The organism is Acidovorax bellezanensis (genome assembly GCF_025421555.1).
Lineage (GTDB): Bacteria > Pseudomonadota > Gammaproteobacteria > Burkholderiales > Burkholderiaceae_C > Comamonas > Comamonas bellezanensis.
The window spans coordinates 111,473-130,175 of record NZ_JAODYH010000003.1 but is presented as its reverse complement, the minus strand read 5'-3'; the positions used below and the strand labels follow the sequence as shown (position 1 = coordinate 130,175).

The 18,703-nt window shown below is 65.0% G+C and carries 17 protein-coding genes; 9 read left to right on the top strand and 8 right to left on the bottom strand.

Annotated features, from left to right (window positions below; genetic code table 11):
• Positions 1-9: 9 nt before the first annotated feature.
• The 3 genes from N0K08_RS04205 (at position 10) to N0K08_RS04195 (ending at position 3,633) form a co-directional block, all read left to right on the top strand.
• On the top strand, positions 10-960 hold the full coding sequence (locus N0K08_RS04205) for a DNA-3-methyladenine glycosylase family protein (protein ID WP_261498792.1): 951 nt from the start codon (positions 10-12) through the stop codon (positions 958-960).
• A gap of 88 nt (positions 961-1,048) precedes the next feature.
• The gene (locus N0K08_RS04200) at positions 1,049-1,486 is read left to right on the top strand and encodes a type III secretion system chaperone (RefSeq protein WP_261498791.1); all 438 of its coding nucleotides are present in this window, start codon (positions 1,049-1,051) and stop codon (positions 1,484-1,486) included.
• Positions 1,487-1,491: 5 nt separating this feature from the next.
• Positions 1,492-3,633: a hypothetical protein gene (locus tag N0K08_RS04195; RefSeq protein WP_261498790.1), complete on the top strand. Its 2,142-nt coding sequence runs from the start codon at positions 1,492-1,494 to the stop codon at positions 3,631-3,633.
• 15 nt (positions 3,634-3,648) lie between these two features.
• Here the strand turns inward: N0K08_RS04195 and kynU are convergent, their stop codons facing one another.
• From kynU to N0K08_RS04170, 5 genes are all read right to left on the bottom strand, one after another.
• Complete coding sequence (kynU, locus tag N0K08_RS04190) at positions 3,649-4,959, bottom strand: kynureninase (RefSeq protein ID WP_261498789.1); 1,311 nt, start codon at positions 4,957-4,959, stop codon at positions 3,649-3,651.
• Positions 4,960-4,988: 29 nt separating this feature from the next.
• Entirely contained in the window at positions 4,989-5,621 is a 633-nt protein-coding gene (gene kynB / locus N0K08_RS04185) for an arylformamidase (protein ID WP_261498788.1), read from the bottom strand.
• A 65-nt stretch (positions 5,622-5,686) separates the two neighbouring features.
• Positions 5,687-7,054, bottom strand: coding sequence for an amino acid permease (locus N0K08_RS04180; RefSeq protein WP_261498787.1), 1,368 nt, complete (start codon positions 7,052-7,054; stop codon positions 5,687-5,689).
• A gap of 219 nt (positions 7,055-7,273) precedes the next feature.
• Entirely contained in the window at positions 7,274-8,197 is a 924-nt protein-coding gene (gene argF, locus N0K08_RS04175; RefSeq protein WP_261498786.1) for an ornithine carbamoyltransferase, read from the bottom strand.
• Between the two features lie 20 nt (positions 8,198-8,217).
• Positions 8,218-9,414 (bottom strand): aspartate aminotransferase family protein, encoded by a 1,197-nt coding sequence (locus N0K08_RS04170; RefSeq protein ID WP_261498785.1) that lies wholly within the window; start codon positions 9,412-9,414, stop codon positions 8,218-8,220.
• A gap of 249 nt (positions 9,415-9,663) precedes the next feature.
• Here N0K08_RS04170 and N0K08_RS04165 point away from each other — a divergent pair, with 249 nt between their 5' ends.
• A complete protein-coding gene (locus N0K08_RS04165) occupies positions 9,664-9,984 on the top strand; it encodes a DUF3579 domain-containing protein (protein WP_261498784.1) in 321 nt (106 codons plus the stop codon).
• 208 nt (positions 9,985-10,192) lie between these two features.
• Here the strand turns inward: N0K08_RS04165 and rpsT are convergent, their stop codons facing one another.
• On the bottom strand, positions 10,193-10,492 hold the full coding sequence (rpsT, locus tag N0K08_RS04160) for a 30S ribosomal protein S20 (protein ID WP_159917413.1): 300 nt from the start codon (positions 10,490-10,492) through the stop codon (positions 10,193-10,195).
• A gap of 156 nt (positions 10,493-10,648) precedes the next feature.
• Between rpsT and murJ the strand changes: the two genes are divergently transcribed.
• The gene (murJ, locus tag N0K08_RS04155) at positions 10,649-12,214 is read left to right on the top strand and encodes a murein biosynthesis integral membrane protein MurJ (RefSeq protein WP_261498782.1); all 1,566 of its coding nucleotides are present in this window, start codon (positions 10,649-10,651) and stop codon (positions 12,212-12,214) included.
• Between the two features lie 39 nt (positions 12,215-12,253).
• On the top strand, positions 12,254-13,093 hold the full coding sequence (locus N0K08_RS04150) for a SirB1 family protein (RefSeq protein WP_261498781.1): 840 nt from the start codon (positions 12,254-12,256) through the stop codon (positions 13,091-13,093).
• A gap of 96 nt (positions 13,094-13,189) precedes the next feature.
• Here the strand turns inward: N0K08_RS04150 and N0K08_RS04145 are convergent, their stop codons facing one another.
• Both N0K08_RS04145 and purM read right to left on the bottom strand, forming a co-directional pair.
• A complete protein-coding gene (locus N0K08_RS04145; protein WP_261498780.1) occupies positions 13,190-14,251 on the bottom strand; it encodes an AI-2E family transporter in 1,062 nt (353 codons plus the stop codon).
• 29 nt (positions 14,252-14,280) lie between these two features.
• Positions 14,281-15,333, bottom strand: a complete 1,053-nt coding sequence (purM, locus tag N0K08_RS04140; RefSeq protein ID WP_261498778.1) for a phosphoribosylformylglycinamidine cyclo-ligase — start codon at positions 15,331-15,333, stop codon at positions 14,281-14,283.
• A 322-nt stretch (positions 15,334-15,655) separates the two neighbouring features.
• On the opposite strand from purM, the gene hda reads away from it, so the two are divergent.
• Genes hda through pcnB form a run of 3 tightly spaced genes read left to right on the top strand, consistent with a single transcriptional unit; the run spans position 15,656 to position 18,700 of the window.
• Positions 15,656-16,354, top strand: a complete 699-nt coding sequence (hda, locus tag N0K08_RS04135) for a DnaA regulatory inactivator Hda (RefSeq protein WP_261498776.1) — start codon at positions 15,656-15,658, stop codon at positions 16,352-16,354.
• Positions 16,355-16,388: 34 nt separating this feature from the next.
• Positions 16,389-17,093, top strand: a complete 705-nt coding sequence (locus N0K08_RS04130; RefSeq protein ID WP_261498775.1) for a histidinol-phosphatase — start codon at positions 16,389-16,391, stop codon at positions 17,091-17,093.
• Positions 17,090-18,700 carry a polynucleotide adenylyltransferase PcnB gene (gene pcnB, locus N0K08_RS04125; protein ID WP_261498773.1) on the top strand — a complete coding sequence of 537 codons (1,611 nt, stop codon included), beginning with the start codon at positions 17,090-17,092 and terminating at the stop codon, positions 18,698-18,700. Before N0K08_RS04130 ends, pcnB begins: the two co-directional genes overlap by 4 nt.
• Positions 18,701-18,703: the final 3 nt, after the last annotated feature.

The following is an 18,703-nucleotide window of genomic DNA, read 5'->3' as shown; positions in this document are numbered from 1 at the left end:
TGCAGCGCCATGACCACGACATTGCCCGAAGAGGGAACCCGCGGGCCAGTCTGGCGCCTGCCTTTGCCCGCGCATTACCGTGCCCAGGACATGCTGGCTTTCCATGCGCGTGACCGCGAGGCGCTGGCCGAGCAGGTCGGGCCGGCATCGCTGCGCAAAGGCCTGTGGTGGCAGGACCGGCCGGTCTGCGTGCAGATGGTCTTTTCGGCCGATGAGGTCCAGGTGCGCTGGGAGATGGACGGCGGCGATGCGGACCTGGCCGCGCAGGAGGGCCTGCCGCTGCTGCGCCGCATGTTGGGCCTGACGCAGGACATCGCGGCTTTCGAAGCGCGCTGGGATGCGGATCCGTTGCTGGGGGCGGTGCTCAGGGCGCAGACCGGCTTGCGTGTGGCCGTGGTGGGCACGCCGTTCGAAGCGCTTGCCTGGGCCATCATGGGCCAGCAGATCAGCGTGGCGGCCGCCGTGGCGCTGCGCCGGCGCCTGATTCTCGCCGCCGACCTGCGCCATGCCAGCGGCCTGTACTGCCATCCCCAGGCCGCGCAGGTGCTGGCGCTGGGTCCGGAGCGCCTGCGCGCGGCGGGCCTGTCCCTGGCCAAGGCCCAGAGCCTGCTGGCGGTGTCGCAGGCCCAACTGGCCGGCGAGCTGCCGCTGGCGGCCTGGGCCGCGCAGCCCGTGGTGCCGGCCGAGCAGATCAGTCAGGCCTTGCTGGCCATCAAGGGCATAGGGCCGTGGACCGTGAGCTATACGCTGCTGCGCGGCTTTGGCTGGCTCGATGGTTCGCTGCATGGCGATGTGGCCGTGCGCCGGGGCATACAGCGGTTGCTGGCAGACCAGGGCCTGGCCGGCCCCGACGCGCTGCTCACGCCCGCCCAGGCCCAGGCCTGGCTTGCGCCCTTCGCTCCCTGGCGTGCGCTGCTGGGCGCGCACCTGTGGGCCATGCAGGGGCGCAGGACCGATTGACGGCCTGCCGTGGCTCCAGGGAACTTTGGAATGTCAGGGGTTACTCACCGTTGGATACCGATTTTTCATCCACGGAGTCGCCCACGCCATGTCTCTTTCCTACCCGCAGCTTCTGACGCAGCTCGCTGAAAACATAGGCCTGGACTCCGCGAGTCTGCTCGCGCAGCAGGAAATTCGCCTGGGCGAGCTGAGCATTTTCATGCAGCAAGGCGGCACCCTGGAAGCGCCGGATGTGGTGCTGTGCAGCGTATTGGGGACACCGCCAGCGCAGCGGTTCGAGGAAGTTTTACGCATGCTGATGCAGGCCAATCACCTGTGGGCGGGGACGGGCGGCGGCACCTTGGGCCTGTCGCCTGCGGGTGATGCTGTCACCTGGTGTGTGCGTTGGCCTATGCGGGATCTGGATGGCGCCACGCTGGCTGCCTTGATCGCCGGTTTTGCCGAATTGGGCCAGGCCTGGGGGCAATACCTTGTAGCAAACACCGATGAGATGGCGCTGGCCATGCATTCGGATTTTCGGGCTTGATCACTATGGACATCGTTTACCTTTCCCCCACCAACGGGGGATTTCCTCCGTCGACATTGCTGCAGGAAGCCGGGAGCGCCCCGACGCAGGCAGGTGCAGCGGGAAATCAGACCGGCGCGACGGCTTCCAGCGCTCCGCCTGGACCTGCTGACCAGAGCAGCTTTCCGTGGCCCGTGCAGGGCGTGATAGAGCAGTTGACCCATTATTGGTGGCCAACAGCCCCCTCGGTGCCTGACTTGTCCCCGCTGTGTATCCCCGAGCCAGGGACTCTGGCCACAAACCCTGCGGTGCTCGACGCGCTGCTTGCTCACGCGCAGGACGCTGGCACGGAATTGTCCCGCGAAGCCATCCAGAAGTACGTGGCCCTGGGCGAGCGGGTGGTGCGTGCCATCGAGCAGACCGGGGCACAGGATAGCCAGGAGGAAGTCCCACTGGATGGGGCGCAGGAGGCGGTCAACGCCACCGGACAGTCCCGCGCGGGGCGTGTTCAACGACTGAAGCTGACGACGCCGGCGGGGGGAGTGGAGTTGACACCCAATCAGGAGGTGACACGGGCCATTTCCTGGTATGTGGTCGCCTGCGCGGCGCAGCAGGACGCGAACCAGAAAGCCACGGGTATGGCGCGAATGGTCGACGGCAAGGAGGTGAGCGATCTGTCGATCAGCGGAGCCTATATGTTCAAGGACCCGGGCCACGCGATCTACCGCTTCATGCAAAGCAGCCCCTTGGCTTACAGCCGGATATCGACGCATTTCAATGAGATGTCGGCCAGCGCAAAGGATTACTGGGGCAATCCCGAACAACGCGGCATAGAGGACTATGACCGGCGGTTGCCAGGCCAGAACGGAACCATATTGTTCGACCAGTTGCAGGGCGATGAGGGCCAGGCACTGATGTTCATCAAATTTGAATCCGAGGGCATGCCACATGTGTCGACCAGCGCGCAGCGGATCGACGACATGGGGCGAGGCAGTGCCAGCCCAGCCATGGCTTGGCAGCGTGTGATCGCGCACTCACTGAGCTTTATTCGAACGCGCTTGGAAAGTCCGCCACCTGGCGTGGAGCGCAAGGAGCATGTCTACAAGGGGATCTTGAGGCTGGTAGCACATGAACCCTTCATGCAAGTGGTCTCGAGGGCAGAAAAGCTCGGCCTTCTTGAGCCGGAAATGAATTCCCGGCTGCATGCACGAGGGTCGCAGGAGAGAGGGTTTCCCCATCTGGAGACCATCCTGACGCAAGTCAAGGCAAAAATAGAAGGGCTGGCAGAGCGCACTTCGGAGCACGATGCTCTGAACGCCGAACTGGTTCAGCTGGAGGCCTCCATGCAGCGGGTCAAGGCGCAGCTGGGCATGCAGTCAGACGCTTTGGACATTGTGCGCCGCGGCGCCGAGACGCATGTGGACTTGAGTCCGCCGCGTGCGCATTGGCAAGAGCAGCAACGCAGCTTCCAGCATCTCAAGGGCGACCTGGCCCAAGCGCAGGGCGTGCTGACGCCCTACCTTCTGAGCTCAGGGGAGCACCAGATTCCAGCGGGTGTGCACGCAGCGACGGCGCACGATTGGCGCCTCCACGGCATAGAGATCAACGGCAAGGCCTATCCGGGCGAGGGCCAGGCGGGCTGGATGGCTTCCGGCGTCGATGGCAGCGGGTCCAGCCTGGAGCAGGCGTGCCGCGCTTTTGTGCAAGCCTGTGGTGAAAATCTGGTGGCCGCCGACTGGATCAGTCGGTTTGCCCAGCAAGGACTGGCCCAGCCGCTATTGAGCTATCTGCAAAAAGAATCGCTGGGAAGCGTGGGCGAGGGCATTGATCTGAGCGCAGGGGTGCGGACTTTGAAAGTCAACACCCTGTCCCAGGAAGCGGTGGAAGTGGTCCTGGATTTCAAGTACGAAAACCAGGAAGAGGCGCCTATCGATGTCAGGACGGTGCCCAGCGACACAACGCTGGAAATGGACGAAAAAGCCCGGCTGCAGGCCTCTGTGGCGCTGCGGTTTGAAAACCTGGGCAGCTTCACGGCCGCTCAGGCCCCGGTGCCGGTGATCAGCAAACCGCTGACTTACAGCACCTCGTATTTCGATGAGAAGGCCGGGTCCGGTTTTGAGATAGTGAACAAAGCCGACTTCGACCAGGAGTCGCCTGATGTCCCCTGAATCGCGCCCCTCGCCTCAGGTCACTGCCTGGCGCTGGTGAAAGCGCGGCTCGCGCCACTCGCCTGAAGCCAGCACCTGGCGCAGCTGCTCCACGGCGTTCCAGACGTCTTCAAAGCCCACATACAGCGGCGTGAAGCCAAAGCGCAGGATGTCCTTGTGCCGGCCCAGGCCGCCGTCGCCCTGGCGGAAGTCGCCGACCACGCCGCGCGCGATCAAGGCCTGGATGATGGCGTAGGCGCCGCTGCCCTGGCCGTCCAGGCCCAGGCCTTCGTCGCGCGTGAGGCAGACCTGCGAGCCGCGCTGGGCATGGTGCAGCGGCGTGGCCAGGCCCAGTCCATGGCCTTGGCAGCGTTCCTCGACCAGGCGGATGAACAAGTCCGTCAGCGCCAGCGACTTGGCACGCAGCGCTTGCATTCCGCCCAGGGCCTCGGTGGCGCTGAACACATCCAGCCCGCATTGCAGTGCCGACAGGCTGATGATGGGCTGGGTGCCGCACAGGTAGCGGCGAATGCCTTCGGCCGGCGCATAGCCGGGCGTGAACTGGAAGGGCGCAGCATGGCCGAACCAGCCCGTGAGCGGCTGCCAGCAGCGGTTGACGACGCGCGGGTGGGCCCAGACAAAGGCTGGCGCGCCCGGGCCGCCGTTGAGGTATTTGTAGCCGCAGCCGACGGCGAAGTCGGCGTTGGCGCCGCGCAGGTCGACAGGCACGGCGCCCGCGCTGTGGCACAGGTCCCAGACGCAGAGAATGCGGTGCGCATGGGCGGCTGCCGTGATCTGCTCCATGTCGTGCATGGCGCCCGTGCGGTAGTTGACATGGGTCAGCAGCAGAACAGCGGCGTCATCATCCAACGCGGGCAGGATTTCCTCGGGCTCGAGCAGCACCAGCTCCAGGCCGTGCTGCTGGCACACCGACTGGGCGATGTACAGATCGGTGGGGAAATTGCTGCGTTCGGTCAGCAGCTTCTTGCGCGCCGGGCCGTCTTCGGCCGCGATCCGGGCCGCGGCCGTGAGCACCTTGAACAGGTTGATCGAAGTGGTGTCGGTGAACACCACTTCGTCCTGGCCCGCGCCCAGCCAGGGCGCGAACTGGTTGCCCAGGCGCAGCGGCAGATCGACCCAGCCGGCCTTGTTCCAGGAGGCGATCAGGTCCTGCGACCATTCGTTCTGGACCACGCTGGCGACGCGCGCAGCCGTGGCCTTGGGCGCCGCTCCCAGCGAATTGCCGTCGAGGTAGATCTGGCCCGCAGGCAGGGAAAACAGGTCGCGCAGCGGGCGCAGCAGGTCCTGGGCGTCGCGGTCGCGGCAGTCTTGCAAGGTGAGTGTCATGGGAGGCTTCCTGGTGATGGCACAGAAGGTCAGGGCAGGGCGCGCAACACGGCGCGCACCGGGGAGGCATCGGCTTGCGTGAGCTTGAGCGGCAGGGCGATCAGTTCGTAGTCGCCTTCGGGTACGGCGTCGAGCACCAGGTTTTCCAGCACGCGCAGACCGCGCCGGCGAATGACCTGGTGGCTGTCCAGGGTCTTGCTGCTGGCCGGGTCTATGCTGGCCGTGTCGATGCCGATGAGGCGCACGCCCAGCTCGGCCAACCGCTCCACGGTCTCGGGCGCGTAGGCGGCGAGATCGCCGTCCCAGCCCAGAGGGGCCTGGGCATAGGTGCGCACCAGCACGCGTGGCGGCAGGTCGGGCGTGATGGCATGGGCCAGGTGCTCCCAGCGCACCAGGGGGCCGCAGGCGATGGCGTGGATCACGCGGCAGGGGCCGAGAAAGGCGTCGAGGTCCACCGCGCCGATGGCGGCACCGTCCGGCGCGTAATGCAGCGGTGCATCGGCGTGCGCGCCCACATGGGGCGAGAGCGTGATGGCGCTGACATTGACCGGGCAGTCCGGTGAAATGGTCGCGCACCACTGCTGGCTGTAAGACGTGTCGCCCGGGAACACCGGGCTGGCGCTATGGATGGCGGGGGAAATATCCCAGAGGAGCTGTGGCATGGTGATCTACTCTAAACCGCCGGCCGCGCGCGTGGCGTCAGCATGGGCGGGTTTGTGCCGCCGGTTCATGCGCGGCGGCGGTACCAGACGGCATAAACCACCAGCAGGAAGCCCAGAAAGGGCAGGCCGGTCAGCAGCGTCAGGTGGAACTCTTCGGTGAAATAGGTGGTGACCAGCACGCCCAGCATCAGCGCCGCGCCCAGCAGCGTGAACCAGGGGAAGCCCCACATGCGAAAGACCAGCGGCCCCTTGCCTTCGGCCTTCCAGCGGGCGCGGAAGAACAAATGGGTCACGAACACCATGAACCAGGTGAACATCGCGCCGAACATGGAGATCGCCATCATCCAGACCAGCGATTTCTCGGGCTGCCAGACGTTGAGCACCATGGCCACGGCAATGCCGGCGCAGGACACGGCAATCGCGCGCGCGGGCACGCCGCGGCGGTTGAGCTGGCCCAGGGCCCGCGGCGCATAGCCGCCGCGCGACAGGCTGAACATCATGCGCGAGGTCACGTACAGCTGGCTGTTCATGGCCGACAGGGCGGCGACCAGCACCACGAAATTGAGCACATGGGCCGCGCCGGGAATGCCGATGATTTCCATCACCTGCACGAAGGGGCTTTTGTCCGTGCCCGCCGACTGCCAGGGAACGATGGCCAGCATCAGCGCCAGCGTCAGCAGGTAAAACAGCACCAGCCGCAGCACGGTGGTGCGAAACGCGCTGGTGATGGCTTTCTGCGGGTCCCGGGCTTCGCCGGCGGCGACGGCAATGGCTTCGAGACTCAGGTAGCTGAAGATGGCGATCACCACGCCGACCCAGGTGCCCCACAGGCCGTGGGGGAAGAAGCCGCCGTGCGCCGTGTAGTTGTGAAAGCCGATTTCCGGGCGCTGGGAGCCGAAGACCACATAGGCGCCGATCAGGATGAAAGCCACGATGGCCACGATCTTGACCATGGAGAAACCGTACTCGACCTGACCGAAGGCCTTGACGCTGGACGCATTCACGGCCACCAGCGCCGCCGAAAAAATGCCCACCCAGATCCAGCGCGGTACTTCGGGAAACCAGTAGCCCATGTACAGGCCCACGGCCGTGACTTCCATGCCCACGGCCAGCACCACCGCGGCCCAGTAGGCGTAGCGCACCAGAAAGCCGGCCCAGGGCGCGATGTAGTGCTCTGCATAGGCGCCGAACGAGCCCGAAGTCGGGTGGGCGACGGTCATTTCGGCCAGGCAGCCCATGAGCAGCAGCGCAATCAGTGCACCGATGGCATAGCTCAGCAGCACGCTGGGACCGGCAAAGCCGATGGCGAACGCGCTGCCCATGAACAGGCCGGTGCCGATGGCGCCGCCAATGGCGATCATCACGATCTGCGCACCGCTCAAATGCTGCTGCAGGCCGGATTCGCGCTGCTGAATGTCGTCGAAGGTGGCCATGGCCGGAGTCTTTCTGCACGCATCAGGGCGGCAGCGGGGAAAAGAGGGGGGCCGCTGCAGGAAACACAGCGTTTGAAACTGGCGTGCCCCAGCAAGGGGGCAGCGAGGAAGGGCCGCCCCGCACCGAGGTTGCCGTCCCTGGCCGGGCGCCCCCCTCCACCGAAGGATGAGAGGGGGAAGCGGGGGCCGGCCATCCGGCGTAAGCCGCTCAGGGGGTGTTTAGCCTGTCTGCTTGCCTAGCAGCAGGTATTCCATCAGCGCCTTTTGCACATGCATGCGGTTCTCGGCTTCGTCCCAGACCACGGACTGCGGGCCGTCGATGACGTCGGCTTCGACTTCCTCGCCGCGGTGCGCGGGCAGGCAGTGCATGAACAAGGCCTCGGGCCGGGCCGCGGCCATCATTTCGGCGTCCACGCACCAGTCGGCAAAGGCCTTCTTGCGCGCTTCGTTCTCGGCTTCGTAGCCCATGCTGGTCCAGACGTCGGTCGTGACCAGGTCGGCACCCTCGCAGGCCTTGAGCGGGTCCTTGAAGATGGCGTAGCTGCCGGGGTTGGCGGCCTTGCCATTGAAGGCCAGCTGCTCGTCGACTTCATAGCCGCCGGGCGTGCTCACATGCACCTTGAAGCCCAGCAGATCGCCGGCCTGCAGCCAGGTGTTGGCCATGTTGTTGCCGTCGCCGACCCAGGCCACGGTCTTGCCCTGGATGGAGCCGCGGTGCTCGATGAAGGTGAAGATGTCGGCCAGGATCTGGCAGGGGTGGAACTCGTTGGTCAGGCCGTTGATGACCGGCACGCGCGAGAACTCGGCAAAGCGCGCGATGCGCTCCTGGCCGAAAGTGCGGATCATCACCAGATCGGTCATGCGGCTGATCACGCGCGCGCTGTCTTCGATGGGCTCGGAGCGGCCGAGCTGGCTGTCGCCCGAAGTCAGATGCACCACCGAGCCGCCGAGCTGGTACATGCCGGCTTCGAAGCTCACCCGCGTGCGCGTGCTGGCCTTCTCGAAGATCATGGCCATGGTGCGATCGCCCAGCGTGTGGTGCTTTTCGTAGGCCTTGAACTTCTTCTTGATGAGGGCAGCGCGTTCGAACAGGTAGGCGTATTCCTCGGCAGTGAAGTCACTGAATTGGAGGTAATGCTTCATATGTCTTCATTCCTTGCAGTTTAGGCAGCCAGCACAGCTTGCACCAGCGGTTTGAGCTTGGCCACGAGTTCGTCGGCTTCTGCCGTGCTCAGGATCAGCGGCGGCACCAGACGGATCACGGTGTCGGCGGTGACGCTCAGCAGCAGGCCGGCCTCGGCCGCCTGGCCGATCAGCTGGCCGCAGGGCTTGGACAGCTCCACGCCAATCATCAGGCCCTGGCCGCGGATGTCGAGCACACCGTCCATGCTGCCCAGCTGTTCGCGCAGCGCGGCCCGCAGGTATTCACCCACGGCGCTGGTATGGGCCAGCAGGCCATCTTCTTCCATGATACGGATGGTTTCAATGCCCGCACGCATGGCCAGCGGGTTGCCGCCGAACGTCGAGCCATGGTTGCCCGGCTGCAGCACGGTCGCGGCCTTGCCATGGGCCAGCACGGCGCCGACAGGCACGCCCGAGCCCAGGCCCTTGGCCAGCGTCATCACGTCGGGCACGATGCCGGCCCACTGGTGGGCAAACCACTTGCCGGTGCGGCCCATGCCGGTCTGGACTTCGTCGAGGATCAGCAGCCAGCCGCGGGCATCGCACAGCGCGCGCACCTGCTGCAGGTAGTCGGCGCGCATGGGGTGCAGGCCGCCTTCGCCCTGGATGGGTTCCAGCATCACGGCCGTGATGTTGGCATTGCCTTCGGTGGCGGCGAGCAGGGCGGCGTAGTCGTTGGGCGCCACGCGGATGAAGCCGTCGAGCAGCGGGCCGAAGCCTTCACGCACCTTGGGGTTGCTGGTGGCCGTCATGGTGGCAATGGAGCGGCCGTGGAAGGCATAGTCGAAGACCACGATCTCGGGCCGGGCAATGCCCTGGTCCACGCCGTACTTGCGCGCGATCTTGATTGCGGCTTCGTTGGCTTCCAGGCCGGTGCTGCAGAAGAACACATTCGTCATCAGCGAACGCTCGACCAGCATCTGGGCCAGGGTTTCCTGGCCGGGCACATGGTAGTAGTTCGAGGTGTGGATCAGCTGTGTCAGCTGATGCTGCAGGGCGGGAACCAGCTTGGGGTGGTTGTGCCCCAGGGTGTTCACGGCAATTCCGCCGAGGGCATCGAGGTATTCCTTGCCGTTGACATCCCACACGCGGCAGCCTTGGCCTCGTTCCAGAGCGATCGGGACGCGGCCATAGGTGTTCATCACGTGGGGCGAGGCTGCCTCAATGAAAGCGGTCATTGCAAAAATCTCCCGAGAATGCAGGGGTGGCACGAACTTTGCACTCGTGCCCAGGTTGAGCGAACGACAATTCTAGATGGCGCACGCAGGATGAAAATTGAGGAATACGCATTACAGCCGTGCAATGAGCCCATGTGGCACTGGGATGCTGTCAGTCTGCCAGGGTTAACTCTTGTACAAGAGCTAGAATCATTGGCTGGCGCACCGACGGCGATCCCGCTGGCCGCTTCACTTCCCCTACCTATACCGATGGTTTCCCCCAACTCTAAAGAACTGTTCATCCAGGGCCTGACCCAGGATGGAAAAACCTTCAGGCCCAGTGACTGGGCAGAACGCCTGGCCGGCGTCATGAGCCAGTTTCGCCCTGGGGGGGCGCAGCCCGGCAGCCATCTGAACTATTCGCCCTGGTGCATTCCCACCACGCTCAACGGCACGAAGTGCGTGGTGCTGCACGCCGACTTGCGTGAGCATGAGCCCATGGCCTGGGATTTCGTCATCAATTTCGCCAAGGACAACAATCTGCAGATCGCCGAAGCCTGCCTGTTGCCCGATCCTCCGGCCAAGGCCTGAGGCGACTCCACTGTTTCGACCCAGGCCGGCTTACGCCGGCTTTTTTGTATCTGTAGGTAGCGCGGCTACGCGCAGCGAGCAAGCGTGGGGGTGGTTTGTGCTTCCACAACGAAAAAACCGCCCTAAGGCGGTTTCTTCGTTCGTTGACAGCGCACCCGTTACAAACGGCAGATGGCTTGCGCCATCCGTGCGATTGCCTAAATGTGGATTAGGCGGCCAGTGCCAGGGCCTTGACCTTGGCGGAAAGACGGCTCTTATCGCGAGCAGCCTTGTTCTTGTGGAAGATACCCTTGTCGGCAATGGTATCCAGTACGGATTGTGCCTTGGCAAACAGTTCGCTTGCCTTGGTCTTGTCGCCAGCCAGAACAGCCTTTTCGACGTTCTTGACAGCGGTGCGGTACTTGGAGCGCAGCGAAGTGTTCGCAGCGTTCAGTACAACGTTTTGACGAGCGCGCTTGCGGCCGGAGGCCAGGCGGGGGTTCTTTTTCTTGGGTTTAGCAGATGCCATGATTCAAATTCCTTGTGTCTGAGGATGATGTCAGCGAAGCCGGCGATTGTAGCACTGCTTGCAGGGGCAGGCCAAAAAATGGCTTCGTACTGTGGCAGGACGGCGTACACGGGGTCTGTTCGGCGGCGTGGTCGGCGCAGCGCATACACTGCGCGGGTGTCACTTTTCAAAGCCGCCTCCACCGTCTCCCTGTTCACGCTCGCTTCCCGGATCACCGGCTTGCTGCGCGACCTGCTCATGGCCTCCATGTTCGGAGCGAACGCGCTGACCGACGCTTTCAACGTCGCGTTCCGCATTCCCAATCTATTCCGGCGCCTGTTCGCCGAAGGGGCTTTCAGCCAGGCCTTTGTGCCGGTGTTGGCCGGCACCAAGGCCAGGGAGGGCGAGGACGCCACGCGCGTGCTGATCGCCAACGTGGCCACGGTGCTGACCTGGGCCCTGGTGTTGACCTGCGTGCTGGGCGTGCTGGGCGCGCCGCTGCTGGTGTGGCTGCTGGCCAGCGGGCTCAAGCAGGAGGGTGCCAGCTACGACGCTGCCGTGCAGATGACGCGCTGGATGTTCCCCTATATCGGCTTCATGTCGCTGGTGGCGCTGTCGGCCGGGGTGCTCAATACCTGGCGGCGTTTCGTGGTGCCCGCGGCCACGCCGGTGCTGCTGAACCTGAGCATGATTGGCGCCGCGCTGATCGGTGCGCCCTGGTTGTCGGCGCGCGGCATCGAGCCCATCTTCGCCATGGCGGGGGGCGTGATGCTGGGCGGCGTGCTGCAACTGGCCGTGCAGATTCCGGTCTTGAAGCGCATGGGTCTGATGCCGCGCATCGGCCTGACGTGGACGGCCGTGCACACGGCCTGGCAGGACCCGGGGGTGCGCCGCATTCTGTCGCTGATGGCGCCGGCCTTGCTGGGCGTGGGCGTGGCGCAGATCTCGCTGATGATCAATACGCAGATCGCTTCCTATCTCACACCGGGCAGCGTCTCATGGCTGTTCTATGCCGACCGCTTGATGGAGTTCCCCACCGCCTTGCTGGGCGTGGCGTTGGGCGTTGTGCTGACGCCACAGCTGGCCGCGGCCAGGGCCAATGCGGACAGCGAACGCTATTCCGCCATGCTCGACTGGGGCTTGCGGCTGGTGCTGGTGTTGTCGGTTCCCTGCGCGGTGGCCTTGCTGGTGTTTGCACAGCCGCTGGTGGCCACGCTGTTCCACCGCGGCGCGTTGACGGACCGCGATGTCGGCCAGATTGCGCTGGCGCTCGCCGGCTATGGCGCGGGCTTGGTGGGCTTGGTCGCGATCAAGGTGCTGGCGCCCGCGTATTACGCCAGCCAGGACATTCGTACCCCGGTGAAGATTGCGGTGGCGGTGCTGGTCATTACCCAGTTGCTGAACCTGGCCTTGGTGCCTTGGCTCGCGCACACGGGGCTGGCGCTGTCCATCGGCCTGGCGGCGCTGGTCAATGCGGGCTGGCTGCTGGTGGTGCTGCTGCGCCGGGGCACCTTTGTTCCGCGGCCCGGCTGGGGCAAGCTGGTGCTGCAGGTGCTCGCGGCCAGCGTGCTGCTGGCCGTGCTGCTGGCCTGGAGCGGGCAGAAACTGGACTGGATTGGGCTCAAGGCCCATGGCTGGCAGCGCGCTGGCTGGCTGGCGCTGATTTTGCTGAGCGCCGCCGGCGTGTATTTTGGTGGGCTGTGGGCGGCTGGATTGAAGCTGCGCCAATTACTGCATCGATAACCCCTTGCGCTCGGAGGCGCCTGGTCGTACAAGGACAGCATGTCACTGCGTTTCGATTCGCCTTCTTCCCTGCAGTACTTTGCTACCCTGGTGCAAAGCGATGAGCATTTGCCCCTGATGGAGGCTGCGGTCTGCATTGCCCAGGATGAATTTCCCGAGCTGGACATCCAGGCCGTGCTGGCCGATATCGACCAGATGCAGCTGCGTCTGGCCCGGCATCTGGTGGGCGTGCATTCCCCCTTGCAGCGGCTCAAGGTGCTCAACCAGTTCTTCTTCGGCGAAATGGGGTTTGGCGGCAACGTCAACAACTACTACGCGCCCGAAAACAGCTACATCCCGGTGGTGCTGGCCACGCGGCGCGGTATTCCGGTGAGCGTGGCCCTGATCTGGCTGGAGCTCGCGCAGGCCGCGGGGCTGCAAGCCAGCGGCGTGGCGTTTCCCGGCCACTTCCTGCTCAAGGTCGGCCTGCCCGAAGGCCAGGTGATCATGGACCCGCTGACCGGCATTTCGTTTTCCGCCCAGGAACTGGCCCAGCGGCTCGAGCCTTTTGGCCTGGGGCGCGGGCGGCGTGAAGATGCGCCACCCCTGGGCCTGCATCTACAGGCGGCGACGCCCCGCGACATTCTCGAGCGCCTGCTGCGCAACCTCAAGGAAATCTATTTCGCCCAAAGCCAATGGGCCTTGCTCACGGCCACGCTGGACCGGCTGATCGTGCTCTTGCCCGACGATTGGGCCGAGTACCGCGACCGGGGCGCGGTCCTGGCCGAGCAGGGGCGCACGCGCGAAGCCGTCGCGGATTGGGAAACCTATTTGCGGTACGCGGGCGACCGACCCGATGCCGAACTGATAGCCCGCCGACTGGCTGTCCTGCGAGGTTGATGCAGTTCTTGATGTGTCATCGTCACCGGGCCCTAGCGCAGGGTGGAGGCCCGCAGCCGCCGGGCCGCACCTAGGCAAAATGCGATGGGGGTCATTTCAGACCAGTTTGCGCGCTTCCAGCTCTTTCTTGAGGTAGGCGTAGAACAGCGGCGCGGCGACCAGGCCGGCGGGGCCGAATACGGATTCGGCGACGAACATCACCGACAGCAGTTCCCACACGCCCATGTGGGTGCGCTGGCCGACCACCTTGGCATTGATCACGTACTCGGCCTTGTGGATCAGGATCAGAAAGCACAGGCAGGCGGTCGCCGCCACCGGCGATACCGACAGCCCGACCAGGGTGATGACGGCATTGCACAGCAGGTTGCCGACGATGGGGATCAGTCCGGCGACAAAAGTCAGCGTGATCAGCGCAGGGGTGTAGGGCAGGGCCAGATCCCAGGCGGGCAGGATCAGCAGCAGGAACAGCGCGGTGAGCAGGCTGTTGAAGGCGGCAATCCAGAATTGCGCGGCCACGATCTGCCCAAAGGCTTCGCCAAACAGCGAGATACGTTGGTGCAAGGCGTCGACCAGCGGCGCGCGATGCAGCGGAATGGCGCGCACGGCGGCCAGCGCGCCGACCAGCAGGCCGACGTAGGCATGCAGCAGGCCCGAGAGCCAGGCCCGGCCGGCCGTGGCGAGTGCGCCGGCCTTGGCGCCGAGGTAGCCGGCGATGATTTTCTGGATTTCACGCGCGCCGTCGGGCAATTGACTGGCAATGTCGGCGGGCAGCTTGTGGCGCAACTCCAGCACGGTGCGCGCCATGTAGTCGAGCAGCTCCTTGTATTGCTGGGGTGCTTCGACGATGTAGCCGCGGGTATGGGGCAGGGCGGTGGTCAGCAGGGCCAGGGGCGCCAGCATGATGATGGCTGCCGCCACGACCTGGGCCCAGTGCGGCAAATAGCCGGCAGGGACCGGGCGGCGCTGCAAGCGGGCCAGCAGCCGGGCCAGTGCGCGCGTGAGCATGAAACCCACGCAGACGCACAACAGGCCGGGCAGCAGGTTCTGCCACATGACCAGCAGCAAGCCGCCGGCCATCAGCAGATAGCTGGCGATCACTACGCTGCGCAAGTTTGTCTGAGGCAATTCTTCTCGGGTAACAGGAAGGTTTTGGGACATCTTGGCGCGTGGTGACGGTGGCTGCAGTGTCAGCGAACTTCGACTGGCTGGCCGTCGCCGCGGTCGGCGATGCGGCCAATGGTGTAGACCGTCTCACCCAGGCCTTGCAGCGTGGTCGCGATGGCCTGGGCCTGCTCGGCGGGCACTACCACCACCATGCCGATACCGTTGTTGAACGTGCGGTTCATTTCCACGGCGTCGATGCCGGCCGTGGCTTGCAGCCAGGCGAACAGCTCGGTCTGCGGCCAGCTGCCGGCATCGAGGTGCGCGGCCAGGCCGTCGGGCAGCACGCGCGGGATGTTTTCCAGCAGGCCGCCACCGGTGATGTGGGCCAGGGCCTTGATGGGGTGCTCAGCCAGCGCGGCCAGCACGTTCTTCACGTACAGGCGTGTGGGTTCCATCACGGCCAGCTTGAACGGCTTGCCGTCCAGGGATGCAGGCAGGGTGCCATTGGCCTCGGCGCGCTCGATGCACTTGCGCACCAGGCTGAAGCCGTTGGAGTGCACGCCGGACGAAGCCAGGCCCAGCACCACGTCGCCGGCCTGCACGTTCTGGCCCGTGAGGATCTTGGATTTTTCGACAGCGCCGACGGCAAAGCCCGCGAGGTCGTATTCGCCGGCGGGGTACATGCCGGGCATTTCAGCGGTTTCGCCGCCGATCAGTGCGCAGCCCGACAGCTCGCAACCGCGGGCGATGCCGCCGACCACGGCCGCGGCCGTGTCCACGTCCAGCTTGCCGCAGGCAAAGTAGTCGAGGAAGAACAGGGGTTCAGCGCCTTGCACCAGCACATCGTTGACGCTCATGGCGACCAGGTCGATGCCGACGGTGTCGTGCATGTTCCATTCGAACGCCAGACGCAGCTTGGTGCCCACGCCGTCGGTGCCGGAGACCAGCACGGGCTCCTTGTAGCGCTTGGGTACTTCAAACAGGGCGCCAAAACCGCCAATACCGGCCATCACGCCTTCGCGCATGGTTTTCTTGGCCAGCGGCTTGATGCGCTCGACCAGCGCATCGCCGGCAACAATGTCAACGCCAGCGTCTTTATAGGAAATGGGGGTGGATTGGGTGGCAGAGGAGCTCATGATTGGGTCAGTGCAGGTGTGCCCGGCAGGGGGCGGAACTCGGGGATTTTACGGCGCTGGCCCGCTCAGTGGGGGGCCAGGGGCTGCTTTCAAGGGCTTTTCGAGAGGTCTGTGCGGGATCGCTGTGTGCTTGGGGGCCTTGCGCAGACTAAAATCAGGCAAGCGCAACTGCGGTTGCGCCCTTCGAGCCCTGTCGCAGATGCCTGCGCCAGGGGTTCTTTGCTCTGCCGTTTGTAATGTTGCCGAACTTCCTTTTGCCAGCTTGTTGTTGTGCACGGTTCCTCCTGGGTTCAGGAAGGGGGGTGTGCTCCGTATGCCGTCCATGAAGCAAATGGCGCTGGATATTGGCCTGGCAACCAGTCCTTCGCTGTCGCGTTTTTTTGCGGGGCCCAACGCTGCGGTGCTGCAGCACCTGCGACTGTGGGTGGGCGAAGGCCGCAGCTTGATACCGCGCTCACCTGTCCCCACTTATCTGTGGGGCGAGGCGGGCTCGGGAAAAACCCATTTGCTCAAGTCCGTGCGTGAAGCGCTGCGCGAGCAAGGGGCAATCGTGGGCTGGATGGATGCGTCCATCGGCTATCCTCCGGAGTTCGACGAGCGCTGGTCGGCCGTGTTGATGGACGAAGTGCATCTGTACACGCCCATGCAGCAGGCCAGGGCATTCAACTGGTTTGTCAATGCGACCAGCCCGGCCACAGGCCTGCCCCGGTGGGTGCTGGCGGCCGGAGAGCTGCCGCCGGCGGACCTGAAGCTGCGCGAGGATTTGCGGAGCCGACTGGGCTGGGGCCATGTGTTCCAGCTGCGGCTGCTCGACGAACCGGCGCGCCGCGCGGTGTTGCGCCAGGAGGCCGATGCCCGGGGTGTGTTTCTCGGCGACGATGTGATGGATTACATGCTCAAGCGCTTCTCACGCGATCTGGGCAGCCTCATGCAGTTGCTCGACATGCTCGATGGCTTTGCCTTGCGCAACAAGCGCGCCATCACCATTCCACTGCTCAAGACCATGTTGGAGACCGAGTAGCTAGCCGCTGCCAGGCCTCTTTTTCTGGAACCCCATGCCAACACCTTCCGCGTCCAACGCCCGCCCGCGGCTCGCGCTGTTTGATTTAGACCACACTTTGCTGCCCCTGGACTCGGATTACGAGTGGGGCGTGTTCACCACCCGCATCGGCTGGACGGACCCGGAGGAATTCGGGCGCCGCAACGACGAGTTTTTCGCCCACTACCAGGCGGGAACGCTCGACGTGCACGACTATGTGCGCTTTGCCACTGACGCGGTGCGTGCGCGCGGCCCCGAAGCGGCGGCCCAGGCCCATGTGCGCTTCATGCGCGAAGTCATCCTGCCTGCGATTCGCCCGGCCGCGCGCGCGCTGCTTCAGGCGCATCGCGAGGCAGGCGATGAAATCGTGATCGTGACGGCGACCAACGAGTTCATCACCCGTCCCATTGCGCAGGCACTGGGCGTGCAGGAGCTGTTGGCGGTGCAACTCGAGCGTGACGCTTCGGGCTGGATCACCGGTGAGATCGACGGCGAGCCCACCATGCGTGAAGGCAAGGTGCTGCGCATGCAGCAATGGCTGGCACGGCGTGGGCTGGACTGGGACGATGTAGAGAGCACTTTCTACAGTGACTCCATGAACGACGTGCCCTTGCTGGAAAAAGTGGACCACCCCGTCGCAACCAATCCTGACGCGCGTCTGCGCGCCCTGGCCCAGGAGCGCGACTGGCGCATACTGGACCTGTTTACTGAACACCCATGATCAAAACCATCATCGATAAATTGCTGGGCAAGCCCAGCGCGAGCGCCCGTGCGCACAAGCTGCGCTTTGGCAAGCGCGAGGAAGTGCCGGCTTCGGTGCATGGCATCAACCCCGAACTCGTGGACCGGCGCGCCGTGGACGTGGTCGAGACCTTGCAGGACGCGGGTTTCGAAGCCTATATCGTCGGCGGCGCGGTGCGCGATCTGCTGCTGGGCCTGCGGCCCAAGGATTTCGACGTGGCCACCAATGCCACGCCCGAGCAGGTCAAGAGCCTGTTCCGCCGCGCCTTCATCATCGGCAAGCGTTTTCGCATCGTCCACGTGGTCTACGGCCGCGGACGTGAGAACGAAGTCATCGAAGTCTCGACCTTCCGTGCCTTTCTGGACAACAGCCTGGCGGAAAGCGTGTCCGGCAACGAGCGCACCAGCAAGGCCGCATTGGCCGGCATGAAGCATGCGGTCGATGCCAGCGGCCGCGTGCTGCGCGACAACGTCTGGGGCCCTCAGGACCAGGACGCCACGCGCCGCGACTTCACCATCAATGCCATGTACTACGATCCGGCCACGCAAATCGTGGTCGACTATCACAAGGGCATACAGGACGCGAAAAAGCGCGTGCTGCGCATGATTGGCGACCCGGCCACGCGTTACCGCGAAGATCCGGTGCGCATCATCCGCGCCGTGCGTTTCGCGGCCAAGCTGCATGACGTGGGCTTCAAGCTCGAGCCGAAAACCGCTGCACCGCTGGTCGCGAGCCAGCATCTGCTGGCCGAAGTACCGCAAAGCCGCCTGTTCGACGAAATGCTCAAGCTGCTGCAGACCGGCCACGCGCTGGCCTCGGTGTCGCGCCTGCGCGATCTGGGCCTGAGCCGCGGCATTTACCCGCTGCTCGACGTGGTCGTCGAACGTGCCGATCACCCGTTCGTCACCGCGGCCCTGGCCGACACCGACCGCCGCGTGAGCGAAGGCAAGCCGGTGGCGCCTAGTTTCCTGCTGGCCTGCGTGCTGTGGCAGGACGTCAAGCAGGGCTGGGAGCAGCGTCTGCAACAGCGCCAGCATTCGTTCCCCGCATTGCAGGACGCCATCGACGACGTGTTCAACCAGCGCATTGGCGACGTCTCCGGACGCGGCAAGCTGGCTGCCGACATGCGCGAGATCTGGGTCATGCAGCCACGCTTTGAAAAGCGCACCGGCGTCACGCCGCTGGGCATGGTGGCCCAGGCGCGTTTCCGTGCCGGTTTCGACTTCATGCGCCTGCGCGCCGATGTGGGCGAAGTCGAGGAAGCGCTGGCCAGCTGGTGGCAGGAGTTCCAGCATGCCGACGACGATCGCCGCGACGACCTGATTGCCCAGGCCCGCGAAGAGCTGCGACTGCGCCAGAAAACGGCAGCCCCCGCACCGCGTCGCGCGCCCAAGTCCGAGCAGGCCGCTGCCGCCCCCGCGGCCATCCCGGCCCCCGCGGAAACGGCCGAAGCCGATGACGGTGCAGCGCCCAAGAAACGCCGCCGCCGCCGTCGCAAGCCCACCGAAGGTGCCGAGAGCGCGGATGCAGGCCCGGTCGACAAGGGCGCAGCCCGCGACACCACCGACGACGCATCGCCTTACTGAGTG